Source organism: Archangium lansingense (assembly GCF_026626635.1).
GTDB lineage: Bacteria > Myxococcota > Myxococcia > Myxococcales > Myxococcaceae > Archangium > Archangium lansingense.
Window position 1 is genome coordinate 11,199,172 of record NZ_JAPNKA010000001.1, and the last position, 23,873, is coordinate 11,223,044.

A 23,873-nucleotide genomic window follows, 5' to 3' on the forward strand; every position below is an offset into this window, starting at 1 on the left:
CGGTCATGGCCGACCGCACTCGCATCATCGAGGGCACGTGGAACTGCACCTCCTGCGATACCCGGGACATCCTCGCGAGGCACCGCAGTTGCCCCAACTGCAACAACCCGCGCGAGGAGACGGGCAAGGAGTCCGAGTTCGACTTCGGTGAGGTGGATGCCGCCACCGGCAAGTCCCGGCGCGAGGGCGTCACCGACGAGAAGGCCCTCTCCGCCGCCAACGCGGGGGCGGATTGGTTCTGCGACTACTGCTCCGCGTCCAACCGCGGCGACACGCCCATCTGCCGCAACTGCCGCGCCGAGCGCTCCTCCACCTCACGTGCCCTCTCCGAGGGGCACGAGGAGCCCATCGAGCCTTCCGCCCCGCCTCCCTCCCGTGCCGTGGCGGCGCCGGGCTCCGGGCGCAAGTGGCTCTACGTGGGCCTCGGCGTCCTGGCGCTCTTCGGCACCTGCATGGTCTGGGGCTCGCGCTCCCACGGCGTCACCGGCCAGGTCACGCGCACCGAGTGGACGCGCACCATCTTCCGGGAGACCTTCCAGCGGGTGAGCCGCGAGGGCTGGCGCAGCGACCTGAGCGTCCGCTCGCCCCGCATGCCCGTCAATGGCACCGGCGAGGTGGCCGGCGTGGAGAACATCCGGAGCTGCTTCCCCCGCCAGCGAGGCACCCGCCAGGTCGCCGACGGCACCGAGCGCGTGTGCACCACCAAGACGCGCCGCGAGCAGTGCGGCACCACCGAGAAGTGCACCCGCCAGAAGATGGCCAACGGCTACATGAAGGAGACCTGCCGGGACGAGCCCAAGTACTGCAGCAAGTCCTACCAGGACTGCGACACGCGGACGCGCTACCGCTCCGAGCCCGTCTTCGACGTGAGCTGCACCTACGACACCTACGTGTGGAACCAGGTGGACAGCAAGGTGGAGTCCGACCACGACTGCGCCCCCCGCTGGCCCCAGCTCACCCCGGGCTCCCTGGACAGGCTGCGCCGCGAGGAGAAGTACGCCGTGCGCATCGGCTACGACGACGACGGCGCCAAGGAGCACCTGCACGAGCCGAAGAACGAGGCCGAGTTCCTCGCCTGGAAGAAGGGCCAGTCCGTCCCCCTCCAGGTGAACAACTTCGGCTCCACCACCATCATGGCCGGTGACGCCGTGCGCTGAAGCCCCCTCCCGCTCGAGTCCCCATGGAATGCACTCTCTGTGGCGCCTGCTGCGTGGCGCCGGACATCGCCGCCCTCGACAAGCCCCTGGGCGTGCGCTGCCCCCACCTCACCGCCGACAACCTCTGCTCCGTCTACGACCGGCGCCCCGACGTCTGCCGCTCCTACCAGGCCGACGAGGTCTGCCGCCTCATCGAGGCCCCCACCCTCGAGGAGCGCGTGGGCAAGTACCTCGCCCTCTTCGAGCTGACGGACGAGGCCCGCACCGTCCGCGAGCACGGCTGTTCCTCCATGCGCAAGGCCCGCCGCGGGTGATATCCCCCCGCCCGTGCCCTTCCAGCCCACCGAGCCCTTCGCCCCCGCGCGTAGCCTCGCCTCGCCGCACGCGCAGACCATCTTCGCCACCCTCGCGCGCCCCACGCACCTGCCGCCCCTGAAGCGCGAGCGCTGGGAGCTGCCCGATGGGGACTTCGTCGACCTGGATTCCTTCGATGGCGTCCGGGGCGCCCCCCACGTGGTGACCCTCCATGGCCTGGAGGGCTCCTCGCGCTCCGGCTACATCGCCGCCATCCTCCGCGGCGCCGCCGAGCGAGGCTGGGGCGCCACCGCCATCAACTTCCGCTCCTGCAGCGGCGAGCCCAACCGCCTCGCCCGCTCCTACCACTCGGGCGACATCGGCGACGCGCTCTCCGTGCTGATGCACCTGCGCGAGCGCCTCACCGGCCCGCTCTACGCGGCGGGCTTCTCGCTCGGCGCCAACGTGCTGCTGCGGCTGATGGAGGAGACGGGAGACACCTCGCCCGTGGACGCCGCCGCCGCAGTGAGCACCCCCTTCGACCTGGGCGTCTGCGCGGACACGATCGACGGACCCGGCCCCTTCCAGCTCCTCTACCGCGAGCGCTTCCTGCGCACCCTCAAGCGCAAGGCCCGCGAGAAGCTGCGCCGTTTTCCCGGCTCCTTCGACGGCGCCGCCATGGAGCGCGCCCGCACCCTCCGCGGCTTCGACGGCGCCGTCACCGCCCCGCTCCACGGCTTCCGCGACGCCGCCCACTACTACGCCGAGGCCTCCTCGGGTCCCCGCCTCCACGCCATCCGCCGCCCCACCCTGCTGCTGAGCGCCAAGGACGACCCGATGATTCCCGAGGCCACCCTCCCCCGAGACGTGAGCGCCAACCCCCTGCTGCACTTCGTCGTCACCGAGCGGGGCGGCCACGTCGGCTTCGTCGCCGGCAGCCCCCTGTCCCCGTCCTACTGGGGCGAGGCCCAGGTGCTGGCCTTCTTCTCCTCCCGCAATGCGAACACCCGGCCGGTGTGACCCGGCCGGGCTTCCACACAGGGCGACCCCTCGCCCTTCCCACCCGCCTACCTCGCGACGGGCGGTCCATCCGCCCCCAACCCCTTCACCACCGCCCCGTCGCGAGGCCCCCCACGGTACCGCTCACCCAACCCCATCCCGCCCATCCAGCAGCACCGCCCCGTCCTGCGCACTGAGGCATGAGCACATGCCGTGCCGACAGCTCTGCCCAGACGCCCTCCTCGTGATTCCAGGGGGTTGAGGGAGAGTCCCGGACACGGGACGGTGACGGGGGGTTCGGAGCCCGGAAAAAACTCCGTGGAGAGGGAAAAACCTTTCCCAACCGCACTACAACCCCGCCATGGCCAGCCTTCCCCCCTGCGGCCTGTACCGCACCCGCCGCGCGCTCGGCACAGACATCCCCGAGGGCCGACTCGTCTACTTCCACAATCACGGACAGCCGGGCCCTGGCCTCTACCTGCCCAGCGGCTGGGCAGCCAACCGGGCACGCTGGCACTCCCACGGCACGCCGCTCCCGGACGCCACCTGGGCCGAGCACCTCGAGCCCCTGCCACCCGAGGGCCTCTACCGCGTCCTCGCGCCCTTTCCCTGCTGCGCCCGGCGCTGCCGCACCTTCGAGTCGGACCAGCTCGTTCAGCTCGGCTACACCGGCGACGCCCAGCCCCTCCTCTTCCTTCCCGAGTGGACCGAGCAGGGCCTCAGTGTGCCCACCACCGGCACCCGCGTGGAGCGCGAGCACCTGGAGCGGCTCGCCCTCCTGAAGGTCGCCCGGAATGAGTCCGCCCCGGCCGCAGGTGACGGACTTCTGCACTGACTCCAGAACCCCCTGTGGTACCTCCTTGTGACTGGAAGTGACCACTGGCCGCGAGGCGGGGTCCTTCCCATTCGAGGAGAAAACCCTTTGCGCTTTCCCGTCGCAGCAGCGCTGCTCACCCTCGTGGCGTGCTCCCGCACCATCGAGGGGCCGACCCCGACCGTTTCCGGAGCCACCAACCCCCGACAGCCCGGCCTCCAGCCCGCCCGCGTCTGCAACGCGCAGGGAGGCACCACCGGCTGGCGTGTGTCGCTGGCCGGCAGCGGCTTCGCCCCCGTGCCCCAGGACGTCCTCACGGACTCGCCCCGGGTGGGCCTGCCCGAGGTGACGCTGCGGGGCCCTTCCACCGCCACGCTCCCCCGCGAGCGCGTCTTCTTCGTCAGCGCCAACCAGCTCGACCTGGACGTGCCCACGCGCGACACCTCGCCCGCCCAGGAGCTGGCGCCCGGCAACTACACGGTGGAGGTGAAGAACCCGAGCGGCACCACCGGACAGCTCGCCGACGCCCTGCTCGTGGTGCCTCCGCCCACGCTCACCAGCGCCACCGCGCCAGAGGGATTCACCCAGACGGCCCCCTCCCCCGTGGAGCTCGTGGGCACGGGCTTCCGCACGGGCGAAGTGCCCACCGCGGTCATCCGCGGCACCGGCCTCCCCGAGGTGACGCTCACCGACGTGGCGGTGGTGTCCGCGACGCGGGTGACGGCGAACGTTCCCCCCAACACCCCCGCGGGCACCTACGACATGGTGCTCACCAACCCCGAGGGCTGTGCCTTCACCCTGCCCCAGGGGCTCGTCATCAGCTTCGCGCGCCTGGGCACGCTCAGCATCGACCCGCGCTTCGGCTGGCGGCGGCAGAACCAGTCCATCACCATCTTCAACACGCCCTCCAACAGTGAGGAGCAGACCTTCTCCGGAGGCCTGCCGGAGATCGTCCTCTTCGCGCCGCTGAAGGCGGACCCCACGAAGTCCGTGGAAATTCCCCTGCGGCGCGCGGCCTTCGTCAACGGCAACACCGTCACCGCAGTGGTGCCCACCTGCTCGGGCAACGCGGCGCTGCCCCTCACCGACCCCGAGTGCCCCAACGGTATCGTCCCCGGCGGCCCCTACGCCGTGCGCGTGAAGGACCCGAGCAGCGCCACCGGTTCCGTGTCCGCGGAGAACGGCTTCACCGTGCTGGAGGACCCGGTGCCCGCCATCGCCTCCATCGCGCCGAGCGCCATCACCACCAACGGCCTGACCGACGCTGCCAACCCGCTGGTGGTGACGGGCAGCAACTTCGGCGCCAACGCCAAGGTGCAGCTCCTCATCAAGCCCATCGGCAGCCAGAACGTCCGCGCGTGCGACCTCACCGCCACCGGCACGCCGAGTGGCACCGAGCTGCGCGCGCTCGTCACCAACGTGGCCGCGGACAAGTGCGTCGAGTACACCCCCATCGGCACCCAGGTGGCGGCCACCGGAGGCTTCAGCCTCTCCGAGGGCCTCTACGTGGTGCGCGTGCAGAACACCGCCAACCCGGCCTACGTCAACTACTCGGGTCTCATCGTCACCAACCCCTCCGCCAACCCGACGAACGAGGCGAGCAAGGTCGCGCCCCTCACGACGAAGCTGACCGGACCGCGCGCCAGCTTCCCCCTCGTGGTCGCCACGGATGACCTCGGCCAGCCGTACCTGTACGCGCTGGGCGGCACCAACGGCACCACCCCCCTCGCCTCCGTCGAGGCGGCCCCCGTCACGCTCTTCGGTGAGCTCGGCGGCCAGTGCACCGGGAGCACCTGCACCTTCCGCACGCTCGAGCGCTCACCGCTGGGCGCGGGCGCGGCCCCGGAGCCCCGGCACGGCCACACCGCTGTCGTGCGCACCGTCCCCGGAGATACCTCCTACCTCGTCGTCCTCGGCGGCATCCGGGCCGATGGCACGACGATGAACACCGTGGAGCGCGCCCAGGTCCTCAAGGTGGCGGATGCCCCCGCGCTCCTGCCGCCCACTCCGGGCACGGGCGGCTCCCTGTCCGCGGGCACATTCTACTACCGCGTGTCGGCCCTCCGCGCCGCCGATGACCCCAAGAACCCGGGCGGAGAGACGCTGCCCTCGGACGAGTACCCGGCGACGATCGATGCCGCGGGCGGAGGCTCCACCACGCTCGCCTGGCCCTGCATCCCCGGCGCCGCGAGCTACCGTGTCTACCGCACCGTGGGCGCCAACGCGGTCTCGGGCAGCGAGCTGCTGCTCGACGAGGTGCCCGCCGCGGCCTGCACGGGCTCGCCCCTGCCCGAGGTGAGCTACACCGACAATGGCTCGAAGACGCCCGCGGGCGATGCGCCGCTGCCGCCCGGAGCCCTCGGCAAGTGGGTCAGCGCGGGCCCCCTGTACCAGGGGCGCGGCAACACCGCCGCCCGGCTCGTGGACGACACCGTGTACGTGGTCGGCGGCTTCTGCTCCCCGGTGGGCACCCGCTGCCCCAGCACCGGCGCGAACCTGTCGGGCATCGAGATTGCCACCTTCGCCGCCAACACCGCGGACCTGAGCCCCTTCGGGCTCGTGGGCAACCTCTCCCGCGCGCGCCAGCGGCACTCGCTCGCCGTCGCCAGCTCGGTCACCGCCCCCAATGCCTTCACCCCCACCGCGCCGGACAACAGCCAGGACGCCTGGCTCCTCGTGGTGGGAGGCGACGCGGGCGGCGCTCCGCTCACGGGTACCGGCATCATCGAGACGGCCCAGGTGAAGAGCGCGGGGTGGCCCAGCCCCGCTCCCATCCTCTTCACCCAGGCTACCTACAACGGCACCGCCAGCACGCACGGAGGCTGGACCGAGGTCATGGCCAACTACCTCTTCCATGCGGGCGCCACGGGCGGCACGGGCTTCGCCTTCCGCTCCAACCTCGTCTGCGGCAAGACAGGAACAGAACCCGCGAAGTGCACGAGTGACACCAGCTTCGACGGCACCCTCAACGCCACCTCGGTGTCCTACCTGAGCGGCGGCCCGCGCTACCTCTCCGGCAACGTCCTCTTCCGCGCCTTCGTCTACGCCGCGGGCGGCTTCCCCAATGACGCGGGCGGCACGCCCACCGACACCGTCGAGCGCCTCGTCTACTAGGCACCTGGGAGCGCACCACCATGAACGCCCTTCCCCTTCTCACCCTCCTGGCGCTCGCCCAGACGCCCGCGCCCGCGAAGACGACCCCCACGCCCAATAAGGAGACGGCCGCCGCGGCCGCCCAGGAGCCCGGAGGCCGCATCCTCCTGGCCCCCAAGCTGGGCTTCTTCAAGACGACCACCCCGCTCAGCGGCGCCTTCTTCCTCGGCGCCGAGGCGGGCTACCTCACCCCGCTGCTGGGCAACCGCCTGGCCATCGTCGCCGAGTTCAACTTCCACCAGCCGCAGGTCAGCGGCACGCTCAGCGACCCGCAGCTCCCGGCGGACGCCCCGTACACGCTCACCGAGCGCGAGATGGCCATCCTGCTGTCCGCCGTCTACCGCTTCGAGGGCACCCTCCTCGAGGGCACCCTCACCCCCTACGTGGGCGCCGGCCCCGGCCTCTACCTGCACCGCGCGGAGACCGAGGCCTTCGGCAGCACGCACATCGAGTCCGAGACCACCGTGGGCTTCCAGCTCCTCGGCGGCGCCGAGTACAAGCTCGGCCCCGGCGGCATCTTCGCCGAGGTCCACTACCACTTCACCCGCGTGGACTTCCTGACCACCGGTGACGTCAACCTCGGCGGCTTCCTCGCCGCGGGCGTGGGCTACCGGCTGCACCTCTAAGCCCACCTCCGAGCCCACGGGACGCCGGAGGGCCCAGGCCACACGCTTGGGTCCTCCGCGCTCCCGGGCTCTCGAATCCGGAGCAACCCCCGCCCTCGCGGCTCAGGCCTCGCCGGTGGGCGGGCGGAGCACCCGCAGCAGGTGCTGGGCGAGCAGATTTCTCGTGGCCCGCAGCAGCTCGCTGAGCATCAGGTGGAGGCCCTCGGCCGAGCCGTCGCGCACGTCGCACACGCGCTCCTCGCTGCCATCGAAGACGCGCAGGCGCCCGGGCACCAGGGTGATGAGCGGCTGGCGAGGGTGGCGCCGCTTGAGCAGCCCCAACATCAACGGCTGGTCCTCGTCCGGCCGGCGAGCGTCCACCACCACCAGCGCCGGCTCATCCTCGTCGATGGACTCCAAGGCCTCGTCCGCATCCGCCATGGCCACGACGGACAGGCCCGGCTCCGACTCCGACAGGAGACGCGAGAGCAGCTCTCGGGAGGGACGATGCGGGCTGAGGATGACGATGCGGCGCATGGGGATGGAGCAAGGGTAGGCGCTTCGCGCGAGGCCCGCCATGCGCTCATGGCCCGGCAACTCCATGCGCCGGTGGGGGAAGGACCAGGCCCTCGCCACGCCGCCCGCACCCCACTTCAGCCGGTGGGGCGCACGTGAAATACAGGAAGGCCCCGAGAGGCTGGGGGGAATGTCCGGTTTCGAGAGTTGTTCTGACATCCAACCTGTGAAGCCCCTGTAAGTTTCCCCCCTCACCATCCTGCGGACCGAGGGAGAACCAACCTTGAAAGTCACACTCTGGCGTTGGTCCGGAGATCAGGTTACTCCCGGCCATTCCCCTCCCCTGACCTGATGGCCACCGAGCTCCACTTCGACTGCGGCACCCTGGTGGCCCCCACGCTGCCGGACGACGACCCCCTGCGTGCCGTCTTCCAGCGGGACACGCGCACCGGGGTGTACCGGGCGGCGGCGCGGCGCTACCGGGAGGTGGTGCTGAGGCTGCGCGAGCTGGGCGAGCCCTACGAGGACCGGGCGAAGCGCTTCGAGCCGCTGGAGGTGGAGCTGGCCACGCCCATCGAGCCCTTCCCGCACCAGAAGGCGGCGCTGGAGGCTTGGAACAGCGCGGGTGGCCGGGGGCTGGTGGAGCTGCCGACGGGCGCGGGCAAGACGCTGCTGGCAGTGCTGGCCATCGCCCGAGTGAAGCGACCGACCCTGGTGGTCGTCCCCACGTTGGACCTGATGACTCAGTGGCAAGGCGTGCTGTCCAAGCACCTGGGCATGCCGGTGGGGATGCTGGGGGGCGGGGTGAGTGACCGGCAGCCGCTGACGGTGACGACGTACGACTCGGCGGCGATGCAGACGGAGTTCCACGGCAACCGCTTCGGCTTCCTCATCTGCGACGAGTGCCACCACCTGCCAGCGCCCAGCTACCGCTTCATCGCCGAGGGCTCGCTGGCGCCGTACCGCCTGGGCCTCACCGCCACGCTGGAGCGCACCGACGGTGGCGAGCGCGTATGCGAGGAGCTGCTGGGGCCCCTGGTGCACCGCACGGACATCCGCGAGCTGCAAGGGCGCTACCTGGCCCCCTATGAGGTGCGCCGCGTGGAGGTGCCGCTCACGCCCGAGGAGCAGGCCCAGCATGATGAAGCACGCGGGCGCTACCTCGCCTTCATCCGCCAGCGGGGCATCCGCTTCGATGTGCCGGAGGGCTGGGCGCGCTTCCTCGCGGAGAGTCAGCGCACGGAGGAGGGGCGCGCGGCGTACCGGGGCTACCGGGAGCAGCGGCGCATCGCCCTCACCTCGAGCGCCAAGCAGGACGTGCTGTGGCGGATTCTGCTGGAGCACCGCGAGGACCGGGTCATCGTCTTCACCGACGACAACGAGACGGTGTACACGCTGGCGCGACGGCTGCTCCTGCCGGCGCTCACGCACCACACGCCCATGCCCGAGCGCAAGGCACTGCTGGCCGCCTTCGCCAGCGGAGAGCTGCCGGTGCTGCTCACCTCGCGGGTGCTCAATGAGGGAGTGGACGTGCCGGAGGCGCGGGTGGGCGTGGTGCTCAGCGGCAGTGGCAGCGTGCGCGAGCACGTACAGCGGTTGGGAAGAATTCTCCGTCAGCGCCCGGGCAAGCGCGCGCTGCTGTACGAGGTGTGCTCGGCGCAGACGGCCGAGGCCTCCATCAGCGAGCGGCGGCGCCAGCACCGGGCCTATCAGGAAGAGGAAGGTGAGGCGTGCTGACGCGTGAGCTGCTCCTCTTCCGCGTGCGCGACGGGAAGCTGCGCCCCACCTTCGTGAAGAGGGAGGACGCGGGACTGCGCGCCCTGGCCACGGAGCTCATCGCCGAGGTGGAGGCGGGGCTCGGGCGCTCGCGCGACGAAGTGGAGGAGACGCTCGCCCTGCGGGCCGGCGCGCACACACGGCCCAAGGTGGCGCGGGGGCTGGTGAAGCTGCTGGTGGACCGGATGCTCTTCGACGAGCCCGCGGAGGGCATCTCCGAGGCACGCGCCACGACCTTCCGCGAGGCGGCCCGGGTGCTGCGCTCGCTGCCCGCGGACGCGACGGTGGAGACCTACGAGTTACGGCTGGCGGAGGCCTTCCCGCGCCCGCTGCCCGAGCTGCGCGAGGCCCTGTACGCCGACCTCCCAGGTCATCGGCGGCTGAACGGCTGGGAGGCGCTGACGGCCTCGGAGTTGTTGGATCGCTACAACCTGGCGCTGGCACAGGGTCCCCTCTTCGACGCGCGACGGCTGACGCTGCGAGCGCGGGCGCCGGAGCTGCTGCGGGTGCGCAAGGTGCTGCGCTGGTTGAAGTTCTGCCGGCTGGTGGCCGAGGTGCGGCGTGAGGGCGAGGACTGGGTGCTAGAAGTGGAAGGCCCGGGGGCCATGCTGGCGCTGCAGAAGAAGTACGGGCTGCAGCTGGCGAACTTCCTATCGGTGGTGCCGGTGCTGGAGCGCTGGGAGCTCACGGCGGCCCTGGAGAGCCCGCGGCGCCGGGTGACGCTGGTGCTGAGCGAGAAAGATCCACTGGTGTCACCGCATGGGACGGCGCTGGGCCACATCCCGCCCGAGGTGGCCACACTGGCAGAGGATTTCGAGGACGCGGACTGGGAACTGGACCTGCTTCCACTGCCCCGCCACACGGGCGCTGCCGGGTTGTGTGTTCCGGATCTCACTTTCCGTCACAGAGAGACAGGGCGTGAAGTGGCCCTGGAGTTGTTCCACGCATGGCATGCGGGCCCTCTGTCGAGGAGAATGGAGGAGCTGCGATCGCGGCCGGACGGGGGGCTGCTGCTGGGGGTGGATCGGGCGCTGGCGAAGGATGCCCAGGCACGCGCGTTGTTGGAGGCACACCCACAGGTGGTGCTCTTCCATGGATTCCCATCGGCGAAGCGGCTGCGCGCGAGGCTCTCACCGTGAGACAGGCACCCTCCCTACCCGTTCTTCTGACCCAGATGCGCAGCCACGAGGCTCAGCACCCGGAGCGAGTTGCGGTCCAACCCGCGGGCGCGCCGCAGCAGGCGGCGCAGCTCCGCGGGCTCACTGGCCTCGGGGGAGGGAGGCGGAGGCGTCCAAGGAATGGGACTCTCGGTGGTGAGGCCCAGGGCCTCGTCCGCGGACAGGGCGAGCACGGCGCACAGCTTGCGGAAGGTGGGAACGCTCGGAAGCATGTTTCCTCGCTCCAGCCGCCCGTACACCTCCGTGGCGATGCCTATCCGCTCCGCCACGTCTTCCTGTGTGAGGTTGAGGCGCTGCCGGGCTGCGCGCGCGCTCTCTCCCAACCTGGTTGCGAGCTTTTTTGCCATTGTCCCGGGACCCGAGTGGTTCACCGGTGGCAATATGACTCGGGAGGTTGGTTTCCCAGGACGACTGGGGTAGTATCTCCGTCCGAGGACCCGTCACGTTACATACCGGGTCCTGGAGGTCTCGGATGACCGTAGACGCCCTGCCCTCCTACCTCTTCGTCGACGAGGATCCGCTGCAGCTCTCCGCGCTGCGCAGGCTCCTGCGGGACGTGCCCGGCACCAAGCGCGTGGCGACCAGCGGTGAAGAGGCCCTGCTGATGGCGGAGCAGGAACCGCCCTCGGTCGTCATCGCCGCCTACATTCTACCGGGCATGGACGGGCTGTCCCTGCTGGCGGCCCTGAGGGCCCGTTGCCCGCACGTATTGTGCGGCCTGCATACCACCCAGCTGCCGGCGCGGGACATCATCCCGCCCCATGTCACCGTGCTGCTCAAGCCCTGCCCGCCGGAGCGGCTGCGCGCCTTCCTGATGTCGGGCGCGGCCGCTCCGAAGTGAGCGCGGGCGGACGCCTCACGAGCCCTTCGACGCCTCCTCCATCTTCTTGCGCAGGCTCAGGGGACGCATGTCCGTCCACACCTCCTTGATGTACTCGAGGCACTCGGCCTTGGTGCCCGACTTGCCGGCATCCTTCCAGCCAAGGGCGTTCTCACGATCGGCCGGCCAGATGGAGTACTGCTCCTCGTGGTTGACCACGACCTTGTACTTCTGCGTGTCCTCGGTATCGCTCATGCCGCCTATTTCACCCCGCCGGCCCGGGGGGGGTCAATGTGGGTCTGAGCGGTGGGGAGAGGAGACACCCTGCCAACCTCGCAGGTTGACCTGGAGGCGCGGAGGGCGGCAAAAACTCAGGACCTGGCGGGTTGGAATCGACCGGAGAACCGAACTCCACCTGGCAGGTCTGGCTCCAGCTCACCGTGAGCCGCGTACGAGCGCACGCGCGTACTCCAGCGCCACCCGGGTGAAGCGCGCCCCGGAGAGCCCACTCACGTACTGGCGCACCATGGCCCGCGTTGCTCCCACGTAGAAGAGAGCGCGCCGCGTGCGCTCCAGTTCGCGCTCCGTGCGCCCCGGCCGCCCCTCCATCCACGCCATGTCGTCCAGCGCGTCCACGCCGCAGAAGAACACCACCGGGCTCTCGTGCCCCTTGCACGAGAAGGCCGTCGTCACCCGGAGATAGTCCACCCGCCCCACGCTGAAGCCCGCCACGTCCTGCCCATTCCGCCCTCCGAAGGCCACCGCCTTCAGGCCCTCGCGCTCCAGCGCCTCGGCCAGCCTCGCCGGCCGCACCGGCGCCACCACCAACATGTCCGAGAGCTGCACCCCCTCCTCCTTCTGCAACCGCTTCACCTCGCGCACCAGCCACGCCTCCTCCGCCTGCGCCGAGTCGAAGGCCCTCACCACCGGCACCACGCCCTCCCGCTCGGTGCACTGCAGCCGATACAGCCCATCCACCCCCGCCACCGGCTCCTCCAACAAGCCCTGCTCGCGCAGCTCGTGGGCCCGCATGAACTCGCGCATGCCAGGGTTGGCCACCCGGTGCAGCCCGAGGGGATCCAACACCACGTTGAAGGCCAGCTCGGACACCTGGCGCGTGGAGCGGAACGCCTCGCGCAGCACGCGCACGCGGCCGGTGAAGTCGAGCCCGTCCGGCAGCTCCTTGCGCAAAGCCTCCACGGCGCTGTTGCCGTACACGTTCTGCGAGTCGTCCGCGAAGAGCAGGAACGCCTTGAGCGGGGGCCCCTCGCCACGCGAGAGCGGACGGGCCAGCGCGTACAGATGCGCGAGCTCTGGAGCGCTCAGGTCCTGCGCCTCGTCCACGAAGACGGCGTCGAAGCTCTCTGGCGCGAAGGAGCCCGTGCCCGTGATGTGCATGAGCGTCACCCGCTGTGTCAGCAGCGGCGCCCGCTTCCCGAGCCGCTGCCGCAGGGACGCCACGATCAGCCGCGAGAGCAGCGGCGTCAGCGCCTTGTTGAAGAAGGACACCAGCACCCGCGAGTCCGGATGCTCGGAGAGGTAGCGCGCCACCCATTGCGCCAGCACATACGTCTTCCCGCTGCCGGCCACTCCGCGCACCAGGTGGTGCCCCTCGTCGAAGCGGCGCTCGAAGAGGGCCACCTGCTCCTGAGTAAAGAGCGGCCCCATGCCGCGCAGGGAGTCGATCTCCTGCCCCAGGGCCTCGGGCCGCCGTGCCACCTGCGCGCGCACGCCCGGCATCACCAGCAGCGGCTGCAGCGAGAAGCGAGGCTCCAGGCTGGGGGCCACGGGCGTCAGCAGCTCCAAGAGCTGCGAGGGAATGGCCGCCTCCGACTCGGCGCGCGAGGAGAGGACGAAGAGGTACTCGCGGGCACGGCTGGCGGCCACGTTGAGCATGGGGGTGAGCTCGCTCGGGGCGAAGGGACGCCCGGCTGCCACGGTGTCCACCACGACGACGTCGTACTCGGTGCCCTGCTGCCGGTGGATGGTGGAGGCCTGGAAACGCGACTCGCTCCACCCCTTCTCTTGCGCCAGGGCGCGCAACAGCGCCGCCTGCGCCCGGTACGGCGTCACCGCCAGCACCTTGAGCCCCGCCTTCAGCGCGGGCGCGGCCAAGGCCACCACCATTTCCGCGGAGAAGGGCCGCCGGTAGCCACGGCCCGACTCGCCTCGCTCATGGCAGACGCGGCGCGCGTCCCGGGTGGCTTCGTCCAACACCACCCAGCAAGCACGCGCCGCCGGGAACATATCCACTGTCTTCGGCTGCCGGGTGCGCGGGCCCTCGCCGTCCGCCAGCATCCCCGCGTAGCTGAAGCGGCTCACCACCGAGCCGATTTGAGGGTGCATGCGGTGCTGCGTCCGCAACAGCAGCACGTGCGAGGACTCCACCGCGGCCTTCGCGTCCTCCAGGTGCGACAGCGGCGAGCTGCGCATCCACGTCTGCACCGGCCGCTCCACGCCCTCCAGCGCGCGGCTCACCGGGCCAATCTGCTTCGGGTCTCCACCCAGCAGCACCTTGCGCGCCAGCGGCGCCAACAGCCCCACCGCGGCGCGAGACACCATGCCCGCCTCGTCCACCACCAACCGGTCGAAACGCTCGGCACCCTCCAGCTCGGACACGAGCCGCAGCGCCCGGTGCACGGTGAGCACCATGAGGGTGGCGTGCCCCTCCCGAGCGACGAAGAGCGTCTCGTCCGTGACGCCATCGCGCACCTTGCGCAGCTCCGCCTTCACGGTGGCCAACCGCGAGGGAGACGCCCCCTCGAGGTACTCGCGGCGCACGCGCTCCTCCATGTACTCGATGCGCGCGGCCTGCTTCTGGTAGCGCGCGTCCTGGAGGACAGCGGGAAAGGCGTTGGTCAGCTCAGGGCCTACGCCGATGCCCCCGCGGAAGATGCGGCACGTGGTGTCCGGCGCATGGAGGGCCCCGGCCTTGGACAGCATGCGGGCCACGCGCAGCGCGAGCGTGTCGGCCGCGCGGTTGGTCGGCGCCACCGCGAGGATGCGCTCCTTGGGGTTGCGCTGAATGGCCTGTGCGAGCAGCCTCGCCACCGTCTCCGTCTTGCCCGTGCCCGGAGGCCCCCAGAGGAGCGCCCAGGGCTTCTCCCAGAGCTCCTCCGGGCCTGGCGAGGGGCCCGCGCCATCGTCGGAGATGAGGCCTCGGACCCGGTCCAGCGCCTCGCGAACCCGGGGCCCGCGCGAGTCATAGGCCCGCGAGGCCGAGAGGAGCGCCTCGGAGAAGTCATAGGGCTGGAAGGCCCACCGCTCCGCGGAGACCACCTCGGGAGGGATGTGGCTCAGCGAGCGCGTGGAGAGGAAGACCCGCCCATTCGTGGGGTCCACGTGGACGATCTCCCCCACGAACTTGCGCTCGTCCGGGAGGAAGCCGATGAGCTGCCCCCCACCCCAGCTCGGATCCGCCGCGGGCTGCGGGGTGAGGCCGAGCATCGACTCGTCCTCCAGCCGCACGTCCTCGGCTCCTTTGAGCATCACCCACCGGTACAGGGAGCGCTCACTCTCCAACGCCGATAGCAGGTCCTCCGGCAACACCGAGCGCACGATGAGATCGGCGGGCTCGGCGGTGGGAGCCGGGGACTGGGGAGCCTGGGGAGCAGGCTTCCGGGCATGACGTGCCTGGGCGGACTCGTTCGTCATTCGGAAGGCCGGAGCGGTGGCCCCATGCTGCCCTGAGGACGCGCGAAGGAAAAGCGCACGTGAAACGCCGATACGGCTCAGGAGTCCAGTAATGTGGACGGTCAGCGCCCCCCACCATGAAGCTCTACGCCCTCAGTGATCTCCACCTGCGCTACGAGCACAACCGCAAGGCGCTCGAGTCGCTCGCCCCCCACCCGGAAGACTGGCTCATCGTCGCCGGAGACGTGGGCGAGACGCTGGAGCACATGGACTTCGCGTGGCGCACGCTGACGGCGCGCTTCCAGAAGGTGGTCTGGGTGCCCGGCAACCACGAGCTGTGGACGCTGACGCGCGAGCAGCCCGCCCTGAAAGGCGAGGCCCGCTACCAGCAGCTCGTGGAGCAGTGCCGCTCGTACGGCGTGCTCACGCCCGAGGACCCCTACCCTCGCTGGCCGGGCGAGGGACCGCACCGGGTGCTGGTGCCGATGTTCCTGCTCTACGACTACTCGTTCCGCCCGGACTACGTGGCCGAGAAGGACGCCATCGCCTGGGCGATGGAGCACCACATCCTGTGCACCGACGAGGCGGTGCTGCACCCGGACCCCTATCCGAGCCGGTCCGCGTGGTGCGCGGCGCGCGTGGAGCAGACGCTCGCCCGGCTGGAGAGCCTGCCGCCGGACTGCTCCACCATCCTCATCAACCACTTCCCGCTGCGCTACGAGCACGTGCGCCTGCCGCGCATCCCCCGCTTCTCCATCTGGTGCGGCACGAAGAAGACGGAGGACTGGCACCTGCGCTTCCGGGCCGAGGTCGTCGTCAGCGGCCACCTGCACATGCCCGCCACGCTGTGGCGCGACGGGGTGCGCTTCGAGGAGGCCTCGCTCGGCTATCCCCAGCAGTGGACCTGGCGCGGCGACATCTCGCGGTGCCTGCGGGAGGTATTACCCGGCCGCACGAGCTAATTATCCCCCTCGGAGAAGTCAGTTAAGGGTGAGCCCCGCCTGGCGGAAGAAGCCTCGCAGGGCTGCCTCAACCCATTATCCCGAGGGGATTGGTCGCGAGGGGCATGCGCTCGCCTTCTGCACCAGGGGGTTCATCGAGCTGCCCCAGGTGACCCGTGCGGTTGGGTCACGGTTCCTACGCCGCGAGGCGCATTCTGCCCGCGCTGTCCAGACTGTCCGGATTTGTCAGGGCCGCCCACTAGCATGGGAGTCACCCATCGGAGGCGCTGATGACGTCCACGCTGCTGGTGCAACTGCTCCTCTCTCAGGCGGAAGGGCCCGACAACCCGCCCGATGGGGCAATGAGCCACCGCTGTCGGCTTCTTCGGCTGGACTGTGGCCTTACCTGACGCACCCGGAGGTGACGACGCTGGCGCTGCTGCCGCGTGCAGGTGTGGGCGGCGGAGGAGGGCTTCGCGCAAGTGGAGCCCACACGAGCCGGGGGCCTTCGCCTCCGTGGGCCTGGGGGTGGACAATGCGCGCTGACTTGCCCCGGGCCCGGTGGTCGGGCCTGCTGCTCGCCATGGCCCTGCTGTCCACCGGCTGTGTGTCGCTGACGCCACCACCCAACCGGGGGCTGAGCCTGCATTACACGCCGCGCGAGCCTGTCCCGCCCGTGTCGGCGGCGGGGCCCAGCGTCGAAGCTCCGGACGCCCTCCCCACCCCGCCTGAGCCCGAGACACCACAGCGGCGGCACCGGCGCCGGGCCTCCCGGGAGGAGGTGACGGTATTGGGCCCGGACAGCGCCGAGAGGGCCGCGCGGAAGAGCGCCCTCGCGGCCCAGCTGGCATTTCGCAGCGCCGTTCTCGACGTGTCGGGCTCCACCCGCCGCATCTCCGGCGAGCTCTCCAGACTCAAGACCAGTGGGTGGGGCATTGCCGGCGGAAACGGTGTCTTCGTCCGCTACGTCGATTACGGTGCCGAGCATCTGCGGTGGATTGACGCCCAGCTCGCCGCCGCCACCCGGCTGGCCAACGCCGCCTCGGAGGTGGAGGACCCGGACATGCAGCTCGCCCTGCTGCGCCTGGCTGGCCCACGGCTGGAAGCCGCCATGGTGGGCTCGAGCCTACTCGCCGTCTGGCTCGACTTCCTCAACCTCGCGGACGTCGCGATCAGACAGCACCTCTACCCCGTAGAAACTCTGTTCGCGGACATGTGGCGCAGGCAGGAGATGCTCGAGCCCGCAATGAGGGCGCTCTCTTCCCGGGAGCACGAGCAAGTGGAGGCCGCGGCGCAAGACGTGCCCCCGCTGGTTGGCCACCTCACGGACGAATTCGCGGCCACCGTGGAGAGAATGCGCGTGGCGGCGGAGAACCTCCAGAAGGTGCTGGTGCTCAAGGAAGCCATCGAGACTGTAACCCTGCTCTCGACGATGAGGTTCTCGCTGCCCTCGGTGCCTCCGCCGGCTCCTGCCCTGGTCGGCATCGGCCTGGCGGTAGGCGGCGACGGCGTGATGATGGGCACGCGGATTGTCGTGTCCGCCGAGTGGGTGGAGTTGGTGCGCCAGTTGGTGCGCGCGGGCGTCCTCTCGCTCCCCGTCGTCAGCGCCGCCGTGCGGATTCAGGCGGGCCAGGTGATGCTGGCCCATGCACACGGCGAGCTGCCACAGGGCGTACGCGCAGCGCTGGGCGATGGGCCCGAGGTGGGGGCCATGCACGAGACGGGCAAGGCGGGAGCTGGCATGGCTGAGCCGCCGCGGCACCACGTCATGCCCAAAGAGTTCCGCGAGTGGTTCGAAAAGCGCGGCTTCATCGGCGAGATGGATATTGACGAGTTCTGCGTCAAGCTGGAGCAGGCGCATCACGAGGCCATTCACGGTGGTGGCGACTGGAAGCTGGGGCGCACATGGCCAGGTGAATGGAACCGGATGATCATGAAGACGCTGTACGAGGCCGAGGCCGACGCTGGCCGGATGTTGACGCGGAATGCGATCCTGAACATCGTCGCGAAAGCCATGGAGGACTACTACATCCCGATTAGTTTCATTCCGTGGAGAGGGCCATGAGTGACGGACATCCTTTTCAGGGCAACTGGGTGGCACGCCTATACGAGCGGGTACGCGAGCGTGGTTACGACTCGCTCACTGCCTTCGCTGATGCGCGCCCCACCATGCCGCTGCACTTGCTTGCCAAGGAACTGGGCAAGGACGACGTCGCTGGGGTGCAGGTACTGCGCGGGCTGCTCGCTGAAGCGGAGCGGCGCAAACAGGTCACGCGGTTTGTGCGCGACATATTCGTGCGCCTGTGGACCCAGAGCGTCCCAGAGGGTTGGCCGACAGTGATGGACGACGACAACCTTTTCAAGGTTGCCGAGGCACTCGGCCGCTGGTCCGCGTACACCCCTGAAACTCATGAGGAGCGTGTCAGGAAGGCTAGGGCAGCGCTCCGCGCTGCGCCACCGCCGCCCGGCTGGCGCCCCCTCGGCCCCGACGACGAGCTACTGCGCCTACTCCTGCCCGACGAGGAAGTCTGAACCTCCCCTGCTCCTCCAGGTAAGAACGACGGCCGACGAGACAGGGGCTCTGGCGAGCCCAGCGGATAAGAGCGTTGCCCTCTCTCCCTCACGTCCCACGTCAGTTCCTTACGGGCAACACCACGGTTGGCATCCACGAGGCCGGAGGCAATGGCGCCCCGCGTCCGTCCGGCACGACGCGCCCGGCGCGGATTTTCCAGCGCCGTCCGCGCCAGCTTTCGACGTCTGGGGCGTGACAAGGTGGCCCTGCGAGGCTTCTTCCGCCACGCAGGGCTCACCCTTAACTGCCCTACCCGAAGGGGATTGGTGCCGTCACCGGGCCTCGAGGCCCTCCACCGCCCCCGAGAGCTGTTCGAGCAGGAGCCGGGCAGCCTGGAAGTCCACGGCCTCCGAATCCACCTTGGACCCATGGCACGCCCGCACCAACCTCTGGCGGGCCAGCTCCTCGAATCCCAGGTCCCGCAGCAGCCGCGCCAGCGCCACCGTCGCGCGCAGTTCGAGCAGAGCGGCCTGTTCACAGCGGGCCGTGATGCGGGCCCGGAGGAAACAATGCATCGCCTCCCTGTTCTCTCCGCGCAACCGCAGGAGCTCTCCCCGAATCCGGTGCAGTTCGGGCTCGAGGAAGCGGTCACCCATCCCTGCCGCGCAGTCCAGGGCCTCCTCCACCGAAACCAGTCCCTCTCGCACCTGCCCCAGGCTTCCCTGTACCTCCGCGAGCAGTCCCTGGAAGTAGGGAACGTAAATCCAGGCTCCCATCCGCCGCAGCTGCTCGAGACTCGCGTGCAGGACTTCGAGACCCTCCTCGCGCCGTCCCAGTCTTGCCAGCGCCCAACCCCGCAGCGCCCTCGACGACTCCTCCATGGGCCCGAGCCAGGCCCTGGAGGCGGTGAGCACTCCCTCCTCCGCCCACACCAGGGTGCGCTGAGCATCCTGGTGGAGATGCGCGGCACCCGCCAGATAGATGAGCGTGTAGGCCAGGGTCGCGGGATGGTTCAGCCGCCTGGCCCGCGCCAAGGCCTCGTAGCCACCCTGCCAGGCCCGCCGCACGTCCCCCAGGATCATCCGGACGACGCACATGAAAATCAGATCGTGCACCGCCTGGTCGACCCAGAGGAGGCGCAAGGAGGAGTCCGAGTACGCATCCATCACGGAGACCGCCCTCGCCCGCTCGCACAGCTCCAGACTCCTGACGAGCTCTCCCCGCTCGCGGGAGATGAGCGCCATGGAACGGTAGCCATAGGCACTCAGCCCCCTGTCCCTCCGGTTCTGGCCCAGGGCCAGGATCCGGTCCGCCAGCTCCTGCGCCAGTGAGAAACGGCCTCCGGTGGTGAAATAGGAGCACAACCACATCCACAACAGGTCGATCTGCGGGAGCGACTCCCCCTCTCGCGCGAACAACTCGAGTGCGCGAGCGTAGGTCTGCTCGATCTCGGGTACGGCGTAGCCCAGGGTGTCCATCAGCGCGAAGCCGAGCGCATTGAGGAGCTGCATCTCCTCTCCGCTCCGCCGCGAGGCGTCCGGAAGAGAGCGCAGCAGCGCCAGAGCCTGCTTCAGGTGGTCGATGGCCTCCAGGTTGGCCCAACGCTGGAGGGAGAGCTCCGCGGCCCGCGTCCGGTAGCGAAGGGCCCGCTCAGCATCCCCCGCCTCGCTGTAATGGTGAGCGAGCACCTCGGGCTGGTTGTCCACTACCTCGGGGAACCGGGCCTCCAGGACCTGGGCGATATGCCGGTGGAACTCCCGCCGCCGGCCTCGTGGAAGGGATTGCCAGGCCACTTCCTGGAGGAGCGCATGGTGGAACTGGTAGCCCGGCTCGGCGGAGTCGTCCCGCTGAAGGACTCCGGCAGTCACCAGCGCCTCGAGGTCCTCGCGCAGCTCGGTCTCGCTCCGTCGCGTGAGCGCGGCCAGCAGGGTCCCGGTGAAGCGGCGGCCCACTCCGGCACCGAACCAGACCAACGCCCGCTGCCGGGGCGGAAGCGCATCGAGCCGGCTCGCCAGCAATTCCTGGAGGGTGACAGGTATCGACGCAGGCGCCCGCTCGAGCACCAGGCGCGTCATCTCCTCGATGAAGAGCGGGATGCCCTCCGTCTTCGCCACGAGCTGCGCGACCCTCTCTTCCGGCAGCTCCCGGCCCCGGGCCACCTCCCGCACCAGCACCGAAGTGGACTCAGCCGATAACCGGCCGAGCTCGATCCGGTGGAACCCGGGACTCGGTGGCCAGGGCGGAACGAACCCGGTGCGAGCACTGAACACGACGAGGACCCGCTCCCCTCCGGCAGGCTCCAACAGGGCCCCGAGCTCCAGGGTGGACGGGTCGGCCCAGTGCAGGTCCTCCATCACTGCGAGCACCGGCCGATGTTCCGCCATCCGCGAGAGAATGGCCCGCAGCGCATCGAGAACCCACTGCTTGCGCTCGCGCTGCCGCTCCAACGGAAGCGCCAGGGCCGGTGCCTCCTCCGCGCTGGCTGGCGAGAGCAGGGCGGCGAGACCGTCCAGGTACCGTGCATCCAGGGCGGGCTCGCGGAGCAGGCCCAATGCACCCAGCCGCGCCTCGAGCAGGCTGCGCAGCTCCCGCCGCGGGAGCACTCGCGGTTCGAAAGGCATGAAGCGCCGCCACAGCACATCGATGATGGGAGCGAAGGCGCTGCTCTCGAGCTGTGGCCAGCACTGGCCCTGGATGAGATAGGCCGACTCCGAGGAGACCCGGCCGAGCAACTCCTGGATGAGGCGGGACTTGCCGATACCGGCTTCGCCGCTGACGAGCACGAAGGAGCCTCGCCCCTCCCGGGCCTCCGCCCAGAGCTCGAGGAGAATCCGAAGCTCCCGCTCCCGCCCCACCATGCGGGTGATGCTGCGGGTGGCGAGCACCCGCTCGAAGCGCGTCACCGCCTTCCGCTCGCGCAGCACGCGCCAGGCCTCCACGTCCTGGAGAGGCTCGGCCTCGAAGGCACCGCGCACCAACTGCCAGGTGGTGCCACCAAGGACCACGCCTCCGGACCCCGCCAGCTCCGCCAGCCGCGAGGAGACTCGTGGTGCCTCGCCCTGGAGGGCGGGCCCACTCCCGGGAGACGGCTGAGAGGGGATGGCGAACACCACCGAGTCGGTGTGGATACCCACCCCCACGCAGAGCGGGTGGCGCGGTAACCGGAGCGGCTCCTCCTGGAAGCTCCTGAGCAGCTCGAGTCCCGCGCGCACCGCGCGTTCCGAGTCATCCTCGCGCGCCATCGGGTAGCCAAAGCAGGCGAGCACTTCCTGTCCGAGCAGTTGGATGACGAAGCCCTCATGCCGCTGGATGACGCGTGAGCACCTGCGATGGAAGTCCTCCTCCATCTCGAGGGCGTCCTCGGGATCGGGCTGCTCGGGAAGGGAAGCCAGCCCCACCAGCTTGCAGGACACGAGCGTCACCTGCCGGCGCTGAGGCCCCAGGGCGAGGGGTTCCTCACGCCATGGCCCGAGCTGCGTCTCCAACTGGCGCAGCCGCTCGGCCAACACGGCCGCGCTGGGCAGCCGCCGGCCGGGCTCCTTCTCCAATGCCAGGGCCACCACCCGCGCCACCTCATCTGGAACCTCCGGGGCCCGCTCGCGGACCGAGGGCACCGGCTCGGGGGAGAGCACCCAGACACGAAGCTCCTCCAGGCTGACACTCGGATAGGGCAGCTCGCCGGTGAGCAGCTCGTAGAGCATCACCCCCGCGGCCCAGAGGTCGGTGCGCGCATCCTGCGGCTCACCCCGCCACTGCTCTGGAGCCATGTACGGAGGTGTCCCGGCCGTGGGCAGATGAGGCACGCCCGAGACTCCTGAGCTCATGAGGTGCGCCAGTCCGAAATCGAGCAGCTTCACCGCGCCCTGCCGGGTGAGGAAGACATTGCTCGGCTTGAGGTCCCTATGAATGATGTGGCGCTCGTGGGCATGCGCCAGGCCCCTGGCCACGCTGTACATGATGCCCAGCACGCGCCGCAGCCCCGGGCGCTCCCGTTTCAGCAACGAGCCCAGCGACTCTCCCTCCAGGCACTCCATGACCAGGAAGGGGACGCTGGGCTCCCACGGCGCGCCGCTCCACTCGTCCACATCGAAGATGCGAACGATGTTCTCGTGATCGAGCTGGGCGACGGCCCGTGCTTCCTGACGCAGCAGCGCAGCAAGCGCTTCCTCCTTCGTTCCCAAGGCTCGAGGCAGAAGGAACTTGAGGGCAACGATGCGCTGCAGCTCCGCATCGCGAGCCCGGAAGACCTGCCCCATGGCACCACCACCCAGTGAGTCGAGGACCTCGAACCGGCGCTCGTCCCGGCCTCCCAGCCGTGCGCCAGGAGCCGGCATCCGGGCGGGTAACTGGGCCCGGGCGATCTCCTTCAGGAAGGAATCACTGAAGTCCTCGAGTTCCTCCGCCGAACCTTCCCCCATGAACGACTCCTCATGCTCCAGGGAAAGGTAGAGCGCCGCTGCCCGTCCATGTCATGAGCGCCGGGGTTCGGGAGGAGCACCGCTCGCGCGCCAGGCACCACGGCATCCGGGACGTGGGGGACGCAGGGAGACTGTTGACGGCGCTCAGCCTCTGGCGACAGCACCCCGCGTAGAGCGGCGCTACCGTGCCGCCAGAGGGGGGAGTCCTTTGAAATCCAAGAGCTGGAGTGGGTGCAGAGGAACCAGTCGCAGGCGCGCGACGCCTGCTTCGCGTGCCGCAACGAGCTGCTCTTCTGCGGCGAGTCGGATCCGGCGCGGTGTCAGCCGTTCCTCGGCTGCTTGTCCAGGCACTCCGTGCGCGTCGAGGAGTGCAAGTAATCCGCTGAGCTGAACGGGCTCAGTCCCTCCGGACGGGTGCTCTCCTCTGGGAGGGCACTCGTCGGAGGGGGTCAGTGCAGCGGCTCAGTGCTGGATGCGCGTGCCCAGGACCTGGAGGAAGCCGGCGATCCACTTCGGGTGCGCGGGCCAGGCGGGCGCGGTGACGAGGTTGCCGTCCACCACCGCGTCATCCACCGGCACCTGCACGTAGGTGCCCCTGGCGAGCGTCACCTCGGGACCGCAAGCCGGGTAGGCCGTGCAGCGCTTGCCCTCGAGCGCGCCCGCCGCCGCGAGCACCTGCAGCCCGTGGCAGACAGCGGCGATGGGCTTGTTCTTCTCGACGAAGTGACGGACCACCTGGATCACCTTCGGGTTGAGCCGCAGGTACTCCGGCGCCCGACCGCCCGGAATCACCAGGCCGTCGTAGTGGGTGGCATCGATCTCCGCGAAGGTCGCGTTGACGGCGAAGTTGTGGCCCGGCTTCTCGCTGTAGGTCTGCGCCCCATCGAAGTCGTGCACGGCGGTGCGTACCGTGTCCCCTGCCTTCTTGTCCGGGCAGACGGCGTGGACTGTGTGCCCCACCGCCTGAAGGGCCTGGAACGGCACCATCACCTCATAGTCCTCGACGTAATCGCCCACCAACATCAGCAGCTTCTTGCCTGCCATCTGGACTCCTCCG

19 protein-coding genes are annotated in these 23,873 nt (G+C 70.0%); 13 read left to right on the forward strand and 6 right to left on the reverse strand.

Annotated features, from left to right (window positions below; all coding sequences use genetic code 11):
* The first annotated feature begins 5 nt into the window (after positions 1-5).
* The 6 genes from OV287_RS44810 to OV287_RS44835 all read left to right on the forward strand — a co-directional run bounded on the left by OV287_RS44810 (position 6) and on the right by OV287_RS44835 (position 7,043).
* A complete protein-coding gene (locus OV287_RS44810) occupies positions 6-1,157 on the forward strand; it encodes a hypothetical protein (protein WP_267540187.1) in 1,152 nt (383 codons plus the stop codon).
* 23 nt (positions 1,158-1,180) lie between these two features.
* Positions 1,181-1,471 carry a YkgJ family cysteine cluster protein gene (locus OV287_RS44815; RefSeq protein ID WP_267540188.1) on the forward strand — a complete coding sequence of 97 codons (291 nt, stop codon included), beginning with the start codon at positions 1,181-1,183 and terminating at the stop codon, positions 1,469-1,471.
* Between the two features lie 13 nt (positions 1,472-1,484).
* The gene (locus tag OV287_RS44820; RefSeq protein ID WP_267540189.1) at positions 1,485-2,471 is read left to right on the forward strand and encodes a YheT family hydrolase; all 987 of its coding nucleotides are present in this window, start codon (positions 1,485-1,487) and stop codon (positions 2,469-2,471) included.
* 340 nt (positions 2,472-2,811) lie between these two features.
* Positions 2,812-3,285 (forward strand): hypothetical protein, encoded by a 474-nt coding sequence (locus OV287_RS44825; protein ID WP_267540190.1) that lies wholly within the window; start codon positions 2,812-2,814, stop codon positions 3,283-3,285.
* 87 nt (positions 3,286-3,372) lie between these two features.
* Positions 3,373-6,378 (forward strand): hypothetical protein, encoded by a 3,006-nt coding sequence (locus OV287_RS44830; protein WP_267540191.1) that lies wholly within the window; start codon positions 3,373-3,375, stop codon positions 6,376-6,378.
* Between the two features lie 20 nt (positions 6,379-6,398).
* The gene (locus OV287_RS44835; protein ID WP_267540192.1) at positions 6,399-7,043 is read left to right on the forward strand and encodes an outer membrane protein; all 645 of its coding nucleotides are present in this window, start codon (positions 6,399-6,401) and stop codon (positions 7,041-7,043) included.
* A 102-nt stretch (positions 7,044-7,145) separates the two neighbouring features.
* Here the strand turns inward: OV287_RS44835 and OV287_RS44840 are convergent, their stop codons facing one another.
* Positions 7,146-7,757: a response regulator gene (locus OV287_RS44840; protein WP_267540193.1), complete on the reverse strand. Its 612-nt coding sequence runs from the start codon at positions 7,755-7,757 to the stop codon at positions 7,146-7,148.
* A gap of 132 nt (positions 7,758-7,889) precedes the next feature.
* Between OV287_RS44840 and OV287_RS44845 the strand changes: the two genes are divergently transcribed.
* Both OV287_RS44845 and OV287_RS44850 read left to right on the forward strand, forming a co-directional pair.
* A complete protein-coding gene (locus OV287_RS44845) occupies positions 7,890-9,275 on the forward strand; it encodes a DEAD/DEAH box helicase (protein ID WP_267540194.1) in 1,386 nt (461 codons plus the stop codon).
* Positions 9,269-10,453 (forward strand): DUF790 family protein, encoded by a 1,185-nt coding sequence (locus OV287_RS44850; protein WP_267540195.1) that lies wholly within the window; start codon positions 9,269-9,271, stop codon positions 10,451-10,453. The genes OV287_RS44845 and OV287_RS44850 overlap by 7 nt, the downstream gene beginning before the upstream one ends.
* 14 nt (positions 10,454-10,467) lie before the next feature.
* Here the strand turns inward: OV287_RS44850 and OV287_RS44855 are convergent, their stop codons facing one another.
* Positions 10,468-10,839, reverse strand: a complete 372-nt coding sequence (locus OV287_RS44855) for a helix-turn-helix transcriptional regulator (RefSeq protein WP_267540196.1) — start codon at positions 10,837-10,839, stop codon at positions 10,468-10,470.
* 125 nt (positions 10,840-10,964) lie between these two features.
* On the opposite strand from OV287_RS44855, the gene OV287_RS44860 reads away from it, so the two are divergent.
* Positions 10,965-11,333, forward strand: coding sequence for a response regulator (locus tag OV287_RS44860; RefSeq protein WP_267540197.1), 369 nt, complete (start codon positions 10,965-10,967; stop codon positions 11,331-11,333).
* A 15-nt stretch (positions 11,334-11,348) separates the two neighbouring features.
* On the opposite strand, the gene OV287_RS44865 is transcribed toward OV287_RS44860, so the two are convergent.
* Together OV287_RS44865 and OV287_RS44870 are read right to left on the reverse strand one after the other, a co-directional pair.
* A complete protein-coding gene (locus OV287_RS44865) occupies positions 11,349-11,567 on the reverse strand; it encodes an MbtH family protein (RefSeq protein ID WP_267540198.1) in 219 nt (72 codons plus the stop codon).
* 180 nt (positions 11,568-11,747) lie between these two features.
* Entirely contained in the window at positions 11,748-14,966 is a 3,219-nt protein-coding gene (locus OV287_RS44870; protein ID WP_267540199.1) for an AAA domain-containing protein, read from the reverse strand.
* Positions 14,967-15,082: 116 nt separating this feature from the next.
* Here OV287_RS44870 and OV287_RS44875 point away from each other — a divergent pair, with 116 nt between their 5' ends.
* The 3 genes from OV287_RS44875 (at position 15,083) to OV287_RS44885 (ending at position 18,418) form a co-directional block, all read left to right on the forward strand.
* Positions 15,083-15,907, forward strand: coding sequence for a metallophosphoesterase family protein (locus OV287_RS44875; protein WP_267540200.1), 825 nt, complete (start codon positions 15,083-15,085; stop codon positions 15,905-15,907).
* A gap of 514 nt (positions 15,908-16,421) precedes the next feature.
* Positions 16,422-17,951 carry a DUF2380 domain-containing protein gene (locus tag OV287_RS44880; protein ID WP_267540201.1) on the forward strand — a complete coding sequence of 510 codons (1,530 nt, stop codon included), beginning with the start codon at positions 16,422-16,424 and terminating at the stop codon, positions 17,949-17,951.
* A complete protein-coding gene (locus OV287_RS44885; protein ID WP_267540202.1) occupies positions 17,948-18,418 on the forward strand; it encodes an NUDIX hydrolase in 471 nt (156 codons plus the stop codon). Before OV287_RS44880 ends, OV287_RS44885 begins: the two co-directional genes overlap by 4 nt.
* A gap of 312 nt (positions 18,419-18,730) precedes the next feature.
* Here OV287_RS44885 and OV287_RS44890 read toward each other — a convergent pair whose 3' ends face one another.
* A complete protein-coding gene (locus OV287_RS44890; RefSeq protein ID WP_267540203.1) occupies positions 18,731-22,816 on the reverse strand; it encodes a protein kinase domain-containing protein in 4,086 nt (1,361 codons plus the stop codon).
* A 231-nt stretch (positions 22,817-23,047) separates the two neighbouring features.
* On the opposite strand from OV287_RS44890, the gene OV287_RS44895 reads away from it, so the two are divergent.
* Positions 23,048-23,194 (forward strand): hypothetical protein, encoded by a 147-nt coding sequence (locus tag OV287_RS44895; protein WP_267540204.1) that lies wholly within the window; start codon positions 23,048-23,050, stop codon positions 23,192-23,194.
* An 84-nt stretch (positions 23,195-23,278) separates the two neighbouring features.
* Here OV287_RS44895 and OV287_RS44900 read toward each other — a convergent pair whose 3' ends face one another.
* Positions 23,279-23,860 (reverse strand): DJ-1/PfpI family protein, encoded by a 582-nt coding sequence (locus OV287_RS44900; protein ID WP_267540205.1) that lies wholly within the window; start codon positions 23,858-23,860, stop codon positions 23,279-23,281.
* Positions 23,861-23,873 lie beyond the last annotated feature (13 nt).

Bases quoted from the DNA above. Each gene is read 5' to 3' on its own strand.
- OV287_RS44825 (WP_267540190.1), top strand. From the start codon at position 2,812: ATGGCCAGCCTTCCCCCCTGCGGCCTGTACCGCACCCGCCGCGCGCTC.
- OV287_RS44865 (WP_267540198.1), bottom strand. From the start codon at position 11,567: ATGAGCGATACCGAGGACACGCAGAAGTACAAGGTCGTGGTCAACCAC.
- OV287_RS44870 (WP_267540199.1), bottom strand. From the start codon at position 14,966: ATGACGAACGAGTCCGCCCAGGCACGTCATGCCCGGAAGCCTGCTCCC.
- OV287_RS44890 (WP_267540203.1), bottom strand. From the start codon at position 22,816: ATGGGGGAAGGTTCGGCGGAGGAACTCGAGGACTTCAGTGATTCCTTC.
- OV287_RS44810 (WP_267540187.1), top strand. From the start codon at position 6: ATGGCCGACCGCACTCGCATCATCGAGGGCACGTGGAACTGCACCTCC.
- OV287_RS44875 (WP_267540200.1), top strand. From the start codon at position 15,083: ATGAAGCTCTACGCCCTCAGTGATCTCCACCTGCGCTACGAGCACAAC.
- OV287_RS44835 (WP_267540192.1), top strand. From the start codon at position 6,399: ATGAACGCCCTTCCCCTTCTCACCCTCCTGGCGCTCGCCCAGACGCCC.
- OV287_RS44845 (WP_267540194.1), top strand. From the start codon at position 7,890: ATGGCCACCGAGCTCCACTTCGACTGCGGCACCCTGGTGGCCCCCACG.
- OV287_RS44840 (WP_267540193.1), bottom strand. From the start codon at position 7,757: ATGTCAGAACAACTCTCGAAACCGGACATTCCCCCCAGCCTCTCGGGG.
- OV287_RS44885 (WP_267540202.1), top strand. From the start codon at position 17,948: ATGAGTGACGGACATCCTTTTCAGGGCAACTGGGTGGCACGCCTATAC.
- OV287_RS44855 (WP_267540196.1), bottom strand. From the start codon at position 10,839: ATGGCAAAAAAGCTCGCAACCAGGTTGGGAGAGAGCGCGCGCGCAGCC.
- OV287_RS44860 (WP_267540197.1), top strand. From the start codon at position 10,965: ATGACCGTAGACGCCCTGCCCTCCTACCTCTTCGTCGACGAGGATCCG.
- OV287_RS44815 (WP_267540188.1), top strand. From the start codon at position 1,181: ATGGAATGCACTCTCTGTGGCGCCTGCTGCGTGGCGCCGGACATCGCC.
- OV287_RS44900 (WP_267540205.1), bottom strand. From the start codon at position 23,860: ATGGCAGGCAAGAAGCTGCTGATGTTGGTGGGCGATTACGTCGAGGAC.
- OV287_RS44880 (WP_267540201.1), top strand. From the start codon at position 16,422: ATGCGCGCTGACTTGCCCCGGGCCCGGTGGTCGGGCCTGCTGCTCGCC.